The 10928-nt window shown below is 73.1% G+C and carries 12 protein-coding genes; 7 read left to right on the forward strand and 5 right to left on the reverse strand.

The genetic code is table 11. The features are described 5' to 3' along the window. Nucleotide 1 precedes the first annotated feature (1 nt). Entirely contained in the window at nucleotides 2-667 is a 666-nt protein-coding gene (locus AC1DUE_RS13585; RefSeq protein ID WP_477039963.1) for a response regulator transcription factor, read from the forward strand. Continuing rightward, nucleotides 664-1905 (forward strand): sensor histidine kinase, encoded by a 1242-nt coding sequence (locus AC1DUE_RS13590; protein WP_477039964.1) that lies wholly within the window; start codon nucleotides 664-666, stop codon nucleotides 1903-1905. The genes AC1DUE_RS13585 and AC1DUE_RS13590 overlap by 4 nt, the downstream gene beginning before the upstream one ends. Here the strand turns inward: AC1DUE_RS13590 and AC1DUE_RS13595 are convergent. The 3 genes from AC1DUE_RS13595 to AC1DUE_RS13605 are packed head-to-tail and all read right to left on the reverse strand — an operon-like array spanning nucleotide 1862 to nucleotide 4488. After that, on the reverse strand, nucleotides 1862-2596 hold the full coding sequence (locus tag AC1DUE_RS13595; RefSeq protein ID WP_477039965.1) for an FAD:protein FMN transferase: 735 nt from the start codon (nucleotides 2594-2596) through the stop codon (nucleotides 1862-1864). The two genes, AC1DUE_RS13590 and AC1DUE_RS13595, sit on opposite strands and share 44 nt — an antisense overlap. 24 nt (nucleotides 2597-2620) lie before the next feature. Continuing rightward, nucleotides 2621-3121 carry an FMN-binding protein gene (locus AC1DUE_RS13600; protein WP_477039966.1) on the reverse strand — a complete coding sequence of 167 codons (501 nt, stop codon included), beginning with the start codon at nucleotides 3119-3121 and terminating at the stop codon, nucleotides 2621-2623. Then, nucleotides 3121-4488 carry a ferredoxin reductase family protein gene (locus tag AC1DUE_RS13605; protein ID WP_477039967.1) on the reverse strand — a complete coding sequence of 456 codons (1368 nt, stop codon included), beginning with the start codon at nucleotides 4486-4488 and terminating at the stop codon, nucleotides 3121-3123. The genes AC1DUE_RS13600 and AC1DUE_RS13605 overlap by 1 nt, the downstream gene beginning before the upstream one ends. 112 nt (nucleotides 4489-4600) lie before the next feature. Between AC1DUE_RS13605 and AC1DUE_RS13610 the strand changes: the two genes are divergently transcribed. Then, nucleotides 4601-5104, forward strand: coding sequence for a DUF2231 domain-containing protein (locus AC1DUE_RS13610; protein ID WP_477039968.1), 504 nt, complete (start codon nucleotides 4601-4603; stop codon nucleotides 5102-5104). Nucleotides 5105-5223: 119 nt separating this feature from the next. Here the strand turns inward: AC1DUE_RS13610 and pdxR are convergent, their stop codons facing one another. Then, nucleotides 5224-6702 (reverse strand): MocR-like pyridoxine biosynthesis transcription factor PdxR, encoded by a 1479-nt coding sequence (pdxR, locus tag AC1DUE_RS13615; protein WP_477039969.1) that lies wholly within the window; start codon nucleotides 6700-6702, stop codon nucleotides 5224-5226. Between the two features lie 81 nt (nucleotides 6703-6783). On the opposite strand from pdxR, the gene AC1DUE_RS13620 reads away from it, so the two are divergent. From AC1DUE_RS13620 to AC1DUE_RS13635, 4 genes are all read left to right on the forward strand, one after another. Next, nucleotides 6784-7770 carry an aldo/keto reductase gene (locus tag AC1DUE_RS13620; RefSeq protein WP_477039970.1) on the forward strand — a complete coding sequence of 329 codons (987 nt, stop codon included), beginning with the start codon at nucleotides 6784-6786 and terminating at the stop codon, nucleotides 7768-7770. 90 nt (nucleotides 7771-7860) lie between these two features. Then, nucleotides 7861-8439: a TetR/AcrR family transcriptional regulator gene (locus AC1DUE_RS13625; RefSeq protein ID WP_477039971.1), complete on the forward strand. Its 579-nt coding sequence runs from the start codon at nucleotides 7861-7863 to the stop codon at nucleotides 8437-8439. Next, on the forward strand, nucleotides 8436-9155 hold the full coding sequence (locus AC1DUE_RS13630; protein ID WP_477039972.1) for an ABC transporter ATP-binding protein: 720 nt from the start codon (nucleotides 8436-8438) through the stop codon (nucleotides 9153-9155). The genes AC1DUE_RS13625 and AC1DUE_RS13630 overlap by 4 nt, the downstream gene beginning before the upstream one ends. Next, complete coding sequence (locus tag AC1DUE_RS13635) at nucleotides 9152-9928, forward strand: ABC transporter permease (protein WP_477039973.1); 777 nt, start codon at nucleotides 9152-9154, stop codon at nucleotides 9926-9928. Before AC1DUE_RS13630 ends, AC1DUE_RS13635 begins: the two co-directional genes overlap by 4 nt. Nucleotides 9929-9964: 36 nt before the next feature. Here AC1DUE_RS13635 and AC1DUE_RS13640 read toward each other — a convergent pair whose 3' ends face one another. Beyond that, nucleotides 9965-10747 (reverse strand): DUF4118 domain-containing protein, encoded by a 783-nt coding sequence (locus tag AC1DUE_RS13640; RefSeq protein ID WP_477039974.1) that lies wholly within the window; start codon nucleotides 10745-10747, stop codon nucleotides 9965-9967. Nucleotides 10748-10928 lie beyond the last annotated feature (181 nt).

Raw genomic sequence — 10928 nt, forward strand, 5'->3', positions numbered from 1 at the left:
CATGGGGACCGGGGTGCCGCTGCTCCTGGTCGAGGACGACCGCCAGCTGGCCGAGATGCTCGAGCAGATCCTGTCCGGCGAGGGGTACGACGTCGACGTCGCACCGGACGGGCAGCGCGGCCTGCACCTGGGACTGACCCGCAGCTACGACGTCATGGTGCTCGACCGTGGCCTGCCCGCGATCGAGGGCCTCGACCTCCTGGCCCGGCTGCGCTCGCGGGGTGTCTTGACGCCCGCCCTGGTGCTGTCCGCGCTGGGGAACCCGGCCGACCGGGTCGCCGGCCTGGACGCGGGGGCCGAGGACTACATGAGCAAGCCGTTCGACCTCGACGAGCTCGCCGCCCGGCTGCGGGCCCTGCGTCGACGGCATCACGACGAGGCGACGACGATCCCTGTGCCGGGCGGCTCGCTCGACCTCGGCTCCCGGGAGGTCACGCTCGGCGGCGGACGGTCCGTGGGCCTGACCGAGCGCGAGAGCGCCCTGCTCGAGGTCCTGGCGCGGCGGCCCCGCCACGTGTTCAGCAGGCCTGACCTTCTGGACCGGGTGTTCCCGGACGCGGAGGACGAAGGGGTGGTCGACACCTACGTGTACTACCTGCGTCGCAAGCTTGGCCGCACGACCGTGTCGACTGTCCGGGGCTCCGGCTACCGCCTGGGTGACGCATGACCGACCTGACGGCCCACGAGCGACTCGTCGTCCGACGTACGTCGTGGCGGCTGGGCCTGCAGATCGCCGGGCTGGCCCTCGTGGTGCTCGGCGCGGTGTCCGCCACCGTCCTGGTCATCGTGAGCCGGTCGCAGCACGCCGCGTCCCTGTCCCAGGCGCGTGCGGCCGTGCACTCCATCGACGACGTCCACGACGCCCCCGCCGGCATGTGGGTCACGGTCGTCCACCACGGCGAGCAGGAGTCCTCGGCCGACCTGCCGACCGGCCTCCCCGACGTCGATGCCCTGCGCGACGTGGCCGAGGCCGGGAACGACGTGCGCACGACCGTCTCCACCGGTGCCGGGGAGGTGACGGTCGTGACCGGGCGCTCCGGGGACCGGGTCGTGCAGGCGGCGATCGACCCCCGCGCCGGCCACGAGGAGCGTGAGCGGCTCGTCGCTGCGCTGCTGGTCGCAGGCGGCGTGGGGGTGGCACTGGCCGGGCTGGGTGGGGCGTGGCTCGCCCGTCGAGCGGTCAGGCCGATGGTGGGCGCGCTGAGCCTGCAGCGGCGCTTCGTCGCCGACGCCAGCCACGAGCTGCGGACACCGCTCACGCTGCTGTCGACGCGGGCCCAGCTGCTGGACCGGCACATGACGGCCGACTGGGGGACGTCGCCGCCGGACCGCGTGCAGCACGACGTCGACGGGCTCCTGGCCGACACCGCCGCGCTCACGGCGGTCCTGGACGACATGCTGCTGGCGGCAGACGCCCGGTCGGTCGACCCGGTCCCGGTCGACGTCGCCGGTGTGGCCGACGACGTCGTCGAGGCGGCGCGCGCGTCCGGGCAGCTCCGCGGCGTCACGCTCACCCGGTCCGGCGAGCCCCGCGCCGTCGCGCTGGCGTCGGCCCCCTCGGTCCGACGGGCTGTGACTGCGCTCGTCGACAACGCGCTCGACCACGCGGCCGGGAGCGTGGAGGTCTGCGTCGAGGTCGCATCCGACCGCGTGTCGGTGTCGGTGCGTGACGACGGTCCGGGACTGTCCGCCGACGCGGCCGACCTGTTCCGACGGTTCGCGTCGCACCGCAACGAGACGGACGGCGAGCCCGGACGGCGCCACTACGGGATCGGGCTGGCGCTCGTCGCCGAGGTCGCGTCCCAGCACGGAGGCTCGGTGCGGGCGGAGTCACGTCCCGGCGGGGCCGCCGGAGCGGTGATCACCCTCGAGCTGCCAGCAGCTCCGCGCCCGCCGGGTCGGTGAGGATCCGCCCGTCGGCGGCCACGGCGATCACCGCGGTCGCGCCGGCGCCGGACGCCCACCTGACGCCGTCGGGCCCGAGCGCCAGGACGCTCGTGGCCAGCACGTCGGCGGTCGTGAGGTCCGGGGCGACCACCGTCGCGGACAGCAGGGCGGTGGCGGGCGTACCCGTCCGGCCGTCCCACACGTGATTCCCGCGCTCGTAGGTGCCGGACGTCGCGACGGCACCGTCGCGCAGCTCCAGGACGGCCAGGAACGCCTCGCCGCCCAGCGGGTCCCGCACGGCCACGTGCCATCCGCGCCCGGCCTCCGGCTCGCCACGGGTCACCACGTCGCCTCCCGCGTTCCAGCAGAAGCGCGTCAGCCCGCCGGCCGCCAGGATGTCCGTGGCCCGCTGGACAGCCCACCCCTTGACCACGCCGTCGGTGTCCACCGACCCGTCGGGGCGGCGGACCGAGAAGGCCCCGCCCGAGTCCCGCCAGGCCCGCCCGGCAACGCCCAAGACCTCTCTCAGGTCCTCGGACAGGTCCGCCGGGAGCAGCTCGCCGCGCCCGAAGCGGCTGACTTCGCTGCGCGGGTCGTACCGGCTGAACCGTCGGTCCGCCGCGTGCAGCGCCGTGAACGCTCTCGCGACGAGGGCGGGCGTCGTGGCCGGGTCGCCGTCGCGCACGTCCACCGACACGGGGATGCCCATGACCGTCTCCAGCCGGCGCACGCGTCAGCCCCGTTGGTCGATCGCCGACTGGACGGACTCGCGGTAGCCCTGCGACGTGTACGTGGCGCCCGAGACCGTGTCGATGTGCGCCGACTGCGCGGCGATCACCTCCTGGGCCAAGCGCGGGACGGAGCGTTCCGAGATCTGCGCGCTCTCGCGCTCGCGGCTCGGCGACTGCAGCGTCTGCACATCGGTGATCTGGCTGCCTGTGAAGGTCATCGCGACCTGCACCGAGCCGTAGCGGTTCTGCGCGACGGCACCGACGATCGTCACGGTGTCGGACGTCGTGGTCGAGCCGCCGTCCGTGCCGGTCGCGTCGGGCCCGGCGGCCGTCGACCCGCTCGGCGCGGAAGGGACCGCCGATCCGGTGCTCTGCGCTCCGGCTGCAGGCGCCTGGGTCGCCGGCTGCGGCACGACGCCGGCGAACCGGCTGACACCCGCGGCGGCCATCGCCGCTGCGGTGCCGACGAAGATCAACGTCCCTCGCCACGGTCGGGAGGCCATCAGCCCAGCTCCTCTCGGTGGATCGCCGTGGCCGGCACCCCGAGGGCGCGGGCCGAGCGAGCGACCGTGGACATCATCGCGTCGGGTCCGCAGACGAACACGTCCCGCTCGGCGATGTCCGGGACGGTCCGGGCCAGGTACGCGGGCGCCAACGGGTCGTGCCGGAGCTGTGCGCGCCGGCCGGGGACCGGGACGTAGCGCAGCCACGGCGACGGTGTGAACTCATCGGCGAGGGCCAGACCGTCTGCGGTGTGCGCACGGTGGATCACCACGATCTCGTGGCCGCGTGCCAAGAGCTCCTCGGCCAGCGCGCGGATGGGTCCGATCCCGGCGCCGCCGGCGACCAGAAGGACCTTGGTAGCGGTCGCGCGCTCCGCGGTGAACCGGCCGAACGGTCCCTCGACGAGCACGCGTGTCCCGGGCCGGATCTGCGCGACGGCCGAGGAGTGATCGCCGAGCGCGCCGACCGTGAAGCGCAGGCTCTCGTCCGTCGGGACCATGGACAGCGAGTACGGGTGGGCCGTGCCGAGGTGCCCGCGTGCCAGGAAGCGCACGAGGAAGTACTGGCCACCCTGGGCACCGAGCCGCTGCAGGTCCGCGCCCTCGAGCCAGACGCTCGCCAGGCCGCGTCCCTCGGGCACGACGGCCGTCACCCGCAGGCGATGTCTCCCGTGGTCCAGCAGCGGCAGGGCCACGCGCCACGTGACGATCGCCGCAGCGGTCCCCGCGTACAGGAGGATCCAGGCGAGCCGGGCCAACGTGTCCGACACGAAGTGCGTCCCGCCCGCGACCTGGTGGAAGAACGTCAGGAAGATCGCCACGTAGCTCGTCAGGTGGACGGTGAACCACACCTCGTACGACAGGCGCTGCCGGGCCAGGCGGGCGCTCGAGAGCCCGACGGCAAGGAACAGCGCCGTGCCGATCACGGCGGGCCACAGGTAGGGCTGGGTCGCCAGCACCCCCGGCACCTCGGACCACACCGTCGTCCGGTCCAGCCACGCACCGCCGAGGATCATGAGCACGACATGGGTGACGATCAGCAGGACGACCGTGGTCCCGAGCGACCGATGCCACGACACGAGGCGGTCGAGCCCGACGGACCGCTCGAACCAGGGCACCCGTGCGATCAGCAGGAGCTGCGCACAGACGAGGAACGACCCGAGCAGACCGGCCAGCTCGCCCAGGCTCATCACCGCACCGCCCGGCGTCGCCCCGACCTGCGGCGACGTCCCCAGCCACCAGAACATCAGCACCGCGAGCAAGCCCGCCCACAGCGCGGTGAGCACACCCGACGGACCACGCCCCGTGCGCCGTGCCACGGGGGCGGCGACCATCGGACGTGCGTCGTGGGCGGTGGTCGTTGCCATGCCGACGAGTCTGCCGCCGCGTTCTCAGAGGATTCTCGGAACGCCTACCTGTAAGAAACCTCTGAGAATCCGTCCGTAGCGTCCGGCTCGCATCCCAACGACGGAGGTCGGCGTGAACGAGGTCAACGGTCTGCCCACGCACATCCTGCTGGTCCACGCGGTGGTGGTCCTCCTGCCGCTCGCCGCGCTGCTCGTCGCCGTGACCGCGTGGTGGCCGACCCTGCGGCGCAAGCTCGGTGTGCTGACGCCGCTGCTCACCCTCGGCGCCACGTTCCTGGTTCCGCTGACCACGCACTACGGTGAGTGGCTCGAAGGTCACGTGCCCCAGTCCGACCTGGTCGAGGAGCACGCCGCGTTGGGCGACCAGATCCTCCCGTGGGCGCTGGCGCTCTCGGCGCTGTCGGTCGCGGTCTGGCTGTGGGGCCGATACATCGACGCCCACGACGGCGCGCGCAACGGGAGGGACCGCTGGCTCGGGGTCGTCGGCGGGATCCTGGCGGTCGTCGTCGCCGCGGGCACGATCGTCGCGGTGGTGCGCGCGGGAGACTCCGGCGCGCAGGCCACCTGGGACGGCAGGGTCTCCACGCAGCAGTCCGGCGAAGGCGACGACGGCTGAGGGACCGTCGCCTCGACAGCGAGATCCGGCGGGCTCATGCCTCCGTGGAGGATTCTCGTCGCGGGTGCCTCCATCCTCAGGCGGCGAAGACGCGAGGGCTCCGCGCAGCGACCGCCCGGCTATGACCCGTGGGTGCTCGGAGCTCGCGAGCCGGCGAGCCCGCGGGCTCCGTGCGACGCCGCCTCGCCGACGGCCGCGGCCAGGCGGGCCACCGCCTCGTCGAGCCGTGCGTCGACCAGGTTGCCGTACCCGACAACGAGCGCCGGTGGGCGGGTCACGGTCACGGTCCCGACGCGATAGCGACCTGCCGGCACCACGCGCACATCGCGTCGCGCAGCCAGCCGGGTCACGCGGTCCTCGTCCGCCCCAGGCGGCAGCCCGAGCACGACATGCAGGCCCGCCGCCAGACCAGTCACGGGCAGGCCCGGCAGCCATTGCGCGAGCGCGGCGAGCAGTGCCGCCCGTCGGCGCCGGTACCGAGCGCGTGCCGAACGCAGGTGCCGGTCGTAGCCCCCGTCGGTGAGCAGCGCCGCGCAGGCGAGCTGGTGCAGAGACGGCGGAGCGCTCGCGTCGACGTCGAGCCCGACGCGCGCGGCGGGGACGTCCTCAGGAGGGACCAGCCACCCGACACCGAGCCCTGGGGCGAGCGTCTTGCTCCACGAGCCCACCAGTGCGACGCGGTCGGGCGCGAGCGCGCGCAGAGCCGCCACCGGGCGGCGGTCGTAGCGGAACTCGGCGTCATAGTCGTCCTCGACGATCAGTCCGTCGACCGAGCGGGCCCATCGGACGAGCGCCTCGCGCCGCGCCGGGACGMGCGCGGCGCCGACAGGGAACTGGTGCGAGGGCGTCACCAGCGCGGCGCGAGCTCCGGTGCGCTCGGCCGCCGCCACGAGTGCATCGGTGTCCACCCCGTCCTCGTCGACCGGCACCGGCACGGGGTGCAGGCCGGCGGCCGCCGCGACGTCGCGCAGCCGCGGCCAGCTCGGGTCCTCGACGAGCACGCACTCATGGCCCGCGGCGCGTAGGGATCTCGCCAGGCGCGTCATGCCGTCGGCTGCGCCGTGCGTCACGACGACCGTGTCCGGATCGACGAGCGCCGCACGCGTCACGGTCAGCCGATCGGCGAGCGCCTGTCGCAGCGAGGGCACACCCCGGGGGTCCGGCGCGACGAGGTCGCCAGGGGTCGCGGTCGCGACGGCCGCGCGAACCGCCGAGACCCAGGCCGCGCGCGGGAAGTGGCGCAGGTCCGGCACGCCCGGCCCGAGGTCGAACGCGGGCCGCGGATGGACGGCGCGGTCGGGAGCCCGGGTTGGCGTGGGGGTGGGCCACGACGTGGACGCGACACGGGTGCCCGCGCCCGTGCGAGCGTCCAGCACGCCCTCGGCCGCGAGGCTCCCGTACGCCTCCGTGACCACCCAGCGTGAGACGCCGAGGTCGCGGGCCAGTGATCTGCTCGGGGGTACCGGGTCGCCCGGGCGGAGGCGTCCCTCGCGGACCGCCGCCCGCAGCGCCCGCTCGAGCGCGACGTGCACCGGCTGGCCGCCCTCGATGGTGACGAGCACGTCGCCGATCCACCGATTGGTCTGGTCATCTGCCATGGAAATGGACCGTACTCCCGGTCCGCTGCCCGCCTAGCGTCGGATCTGTCACCGAACGACAGCCGTCACCAGGAGAACACCATGCAGCAGCGCACCATCGGCTCCGGCCCCACCTCCACCGACGTCAGCGTCCTGTGCCTCGGCACCATGCACTTCGGCACGCACACGCCGCGTGAGACGGCCTTCGACGTCCTCGACCGGTTCGTGGATGCAGGCGGAACGTTTCTCGACACCGCGAACAACTACAACGCCTGGGACGCGGGCGGCCACGGGCACGAGAGCGAGGACGTGATCGGCGCCTGGTTGGCGTCACGCGGGCTGCGGGACCGTGTCCGCATCGCGACGAAGTGCGGCGCCGCCAAGAAGGACCCGGCGCTGCCCCTCTCGGGCACACCCCCGACCAACTACCAGGGCCTGAGCGCCGAGACCATCCGCCGCGAGGCCGGCACGAGCCTGCGCCACCTGGGCGTCGATCGGATCGACGTCGTCTACGGACACGTGGACGACCGCGACACCGCCCTGGAGGAGACCGTCGGAGCATTCGGCAAGCTCGTGGCCGACGGGATGATCGGCGTGCCGGGCATCTCCAACGTCACGACGTGGCGCGTCGTCGAGGCACGCGAGACCGCCGCTCGCCTAGGTGTCGAGCCTTACGGGCTCGTCCAGCAGCAGGGCAGCTACGTGTACCCGAGCCCGACGCCGTTCCGGTTCAACTGGGTGTCCGGAGACCTGCTCGACTATGCCGCGTCCACGGGGGTCGACGGTCGCCCGCCGCTCGCCGTGACGGTGTACTCGCCGCTGCACCAGGGCGCGTACACACGCGCCGACAAGTCACTGTTCGGCGGCGCCGACCACCCGAGCAGCCGGCGTCGGCTCGAGGTGCTGCGCGAGGTCGCGCGCGACGCCGGCGCCACGGCGAACCAGGTCGCGCTCGCGTGGCTGCTCGGGGGGCCGACGCCCGTCATCCCGATCGTCGGCGCCCACTCCGTCGCGCAGCTCGACGAGTCGTTGGGCGCGCTCGACCTCGTGCTCGACGACGAGCTGCGCGCCCGCCTCGACGAGGCCTGACGAGCTCCGCGTGCCCACCGATCAACCCCTCGAACGCCGGTAGAAGGGTGGCTGTCGACATCTGAAAAGTTAGTGACTAACATTTCAGGCATGGAGGCGACTGAGCGCCTGGTCCGCGGCGGTACGAAGGTTGAACGCACCCGTGCTCGGCTGCTCGCCAGCGCCTTCGAGCTGTTCGCGGAGCAGGGATACGAAAAGACGACGGTCGCTCAGGTCGCACAGCGCGCAGGCGTGACGGAGATGACCTTCTACCGGCACTTCCGTAGCAAGGGTCAGCTGGTCGTCGACGACCCGTACGACCCGCTGATCGCTGCCGCGATCAGCTCACAGCCGCACGAGCTGCCGCCGATCGTCCGCGCAGTACGCGGCGTCCGGGCCGCGTGGGAGGGGCAGCCGCTGGACGACGACGACACCCTCAAAGCGCGCATCGCGCTCGCCGGCGCGACCCCGAGCCTGCTTCCGGCGGTCCGAGCCGGAACCGCTGCGACGGAGGCGGCCATCGCCGAACAGCTTGTGGCCGGTGGCACATCGCCGTACGACGCCGCCATCTGTGCCGCCGCTGTCATGGGCGCGCTGATGACAGCGCTGCTCGACTGGCCACGACGGGAAGGCGTCACGCTCGGGCGCGCCATCCTGCGTGCTCTCGACCTCCTGGAGCACGGGCGATGACCGACACCCTCCTGCTCATGGCCGGCGTCGGCTACGCCTATCGCGGCGGTGCCGGTGTCCACGACGTCGACCTCGAGGTCCGCGCCGGGGAGGTGCACGCACTCGTGGGTCTCAACGGAGCGGGCAAGTCGACGCTGATGAAGCTCGTGCTCGGCATGCTCCGGCCCCAGCGAGGCGCCATCGAGGTGCTCGGGAAGAAGGTCGGCGAAGCGGACCGCGAGGTGTGGAGAGCAGTCGGGGCTTTCGTCGAGCATCCGCTCGCCTACGGCGAGCTCGACGCGTCGACGAACCTCGCGCTGGCGGCCCGCCTGCACGGAGTTGCCTCGCGCGACGTCGCCGGGACGGTCGACGCCGTGCTCGGCGAGCTCGACCTCGCGAAGTATTCGAGGGTCCTGGTGCGTCGCCTGTCGGCGGGCAACGCGCAGCGGGTCGGGCTCGCCGCGGCGCTCGCCCACGGCCCCCGGCTGATGGTGCTCGACGAGCCCACGACGGCGCTTGACCCGGCCGGGATCATCACGCTTCGCGAGGCGTTGCTCCGCCGTGCCGCGGCCGGCGCAGGCGTGCTCGTCTCCAGCCACCACCTCGACGAGGTCGCTCGCATCGCCGACCGGATCTCGGTCATCGCTGAGGGCCGGATGATCGGGTCGCTGGACCCGGGTGGCGTCGACATCGAGCGCGCATTCTTCTCCAAGGTGCACGCGGCGGTGACCCGGTGAGCGGCTTCACGACTGCGATGGTCGTCGAGGCGCGCAAGGCGGCAGCGTCGTCGACCTTGCGCGCGACCGGGGTGCTCCTCGCGCTCGGAGTGCCAGCGATCGTCGCCGCGATCCTCGCGGCGGCGCGCGGCGGAGGTACACCGCAGGCGCGTGCACAGCTGCTGGCCAAGCTGGGTCCAGAGATCGCCAAGGCCGACTGGCACGCCCTGGTCCTCGCCTCCACCCAGGTCACGGCCGCCGCGTCGGTGTTCGCGTTCGGGCTCGGAGCCGCGTGGCTCGTGGGTCGCGAGTTCGCCGATGGCACGGCACCGGCCCTCTTCGGGCTGCCCGTGAGCCGCCCGGCGATCGCCGCGGCCAAGCTTGTCGTGCACCTCGGCTGGGCCGCGCTCGTCTCGCTGGTCCTCGCCGGGACCCTCGCCCTGGTGGGGCTGGGCTTCGGGCTCGGTGTGCCCGGGGAGGAGGTGGTCGTCGGTCTCGTCCGGATCGTCGTTCTCGGTGTGCTCTCTGCCCTCATTGCGCTCGCAGCCACGGTCGCGGCGACGCTAGGCCGCGGCATCCTTCCCGGCGTCGCCGTCGCGGCCGTGACCATCGTCGTCGCACAGATCTCCGTGTTCACGGGCGCAACGGCGTGGGTCCCGCTCGCTGCTCCGGCTCTGTGGGCCATGGATCCCGGCGCGGTGTCCGGGGGCCCCCTGGCGCTCGTGGTGGCCTTCGGTGCGGCATGCGCCGCCCTCACCATCGCCCTGTGGAACCGGCTCCAGCTCGCGCAATGACCGGCTGCGGGACTCAACGCTCCGTCGTCCGACGGGTCACTTGCCTGGGGCACGACCTGGCTTCGTACCTGCGGCCAGGGCGGAGCCGACCTGGTCAGCGAGCAGGACGACGACGCGGCGCTGTTCGACTGTGGGTCGGACGACCCGCGTCGACGCGGTGAGTGCGAACCGGCCCTGAACGACACCGCCGTGGCTGACGTCGAGCGCAATGACGTCTTCGGTCGGCAGTCCATGGCGGTCGACGTCGACCTCGGCGCCGCGCTGTGTGACCGAGCCGTCGTGATTCAGCCGGGTCGTCGAGCGGCTCTCCGTCCCGCTGGGCTCGAACCGGCACGAGTCGATCTCGAGGATCGCGACGATCTGCCGCCGGACGCGGTCGATCAGAGCATCCGGTGACGTCTCGACCTGGGCGACGACGTCGGCGGTACCGAACACGCCGTCGAGGTAGCCGGCGCGGCGACTCGCCCGCGCCTCCTGGCGGCGGCCCCACAGAGCGAGCTCGCTGACCGCGAACCCGACAACCAGCAGCAGGACCGTCGCCTGGATGTCGTCGCTGTTCGTGACCTTGAAGCTGCCGTACGGCTCGGTGAGGAAGAAGTCGAACCACGCTCCGGCGGACAGGGCGGCCAGGATGCCGGCCGACCGGAGCCCGGTAGCGGCAGCGGCGACGACCAGGAGAACCATCGCGAGCGCCGCCGTGGTGGTCGTCACCCGGCTCCCGAGCGCGTGCAGGGCGGCCGCGACGATCAGCGGTGCCAGCACCGCGAGCGCGAGCAGGACTCCTCGAGGAAACCGGACGAACGACGGACTGGCCACCATGACTCCTGCTCTCGCGTGGGCTCGGGACACGTCGTGGCGGCCTGGGTCGACCGCGCGACCATCGAGCCGTGAACCTCCAGCTCGAGTGCCCGTGCCGGGTGTTCCTCGAGCATGACGCCCCCGGCGGCGTGCGCGCCGACAACGTCGCGTCAAGACGTCGGACGTAGCCGTCAAGGTTCCG

It is taken from the genome of Cellulomonas sp. P4_A2 (assembly GCF_056402515.1).

Bases quoted from the DNA above. Each gene is read 5' to 3' on its own strand.
- AC1DUE_RS13620 (WP_477039970.1), top strand. From the start codon at position 6,784: ATGCAGCAGCGCACCATCGGCTCCGGCCCCACCTCCACCGACGTCAGC.
- AC1DUE_RS13590 (WP_477039964.1), top strand. From the start codon at position 664: ATGACCGACCTGACGGCCCACGAGCGACTCGTCGTCCGACGTACGTCG.
- AC1DUE_RS13600 (WP_477039966.1), bottom strand. From the start codon at position 3,121: ATGGCCTCCCGACCGTGGCGAGGGACGTTGATCTTCGTCGGCACCGCA.
- AC1DUE_RS13625 (WP_477039971.1), top strand. From the start codon at position 7,861: ATGGAGGCGACTGAGCGCCTGGTCCGCGGCGGTACGAAGGTTGAACGC.
- AC1DUE_RS13595 (WP_477039965.1), bottom strand. From the start codon at position 2,596: ATGGGCATCCCCGTGTCGGTGGACGTGCGCGACGGCGACCCGGCCACG.
- AC1DUE_RS13585 (WP_477039963.1), top strand. From the start codon at position 2: ATGGGGACCGGGGTGCCGCTGCTCCTGGTCGAGGACGACCGCCAGCTG.
- AC1DUE_RS13640 (WP_477039974.1), bottom strand. From the start codon at position 10,747: ATGGTGGCCAGTCCGTCGTTCGTCCGGTTTCCTCGAGGAGTCCTGCTC.
- AC1DUE_RS13630 (WP_477039972.1), top strand. From the start codon at position 8,436: ATGACCGACACCCTCCTGCTCATGGCCGGCGTCGGCTACGCCTATCGC.
- AC1DUE_RS13605 (WP_477039967.1), bottom strand. From the start codon at position 4,488: ATGGCAACGACCACCGCCCACGACGCACGTCCGATGGTCGCCGCCCCC.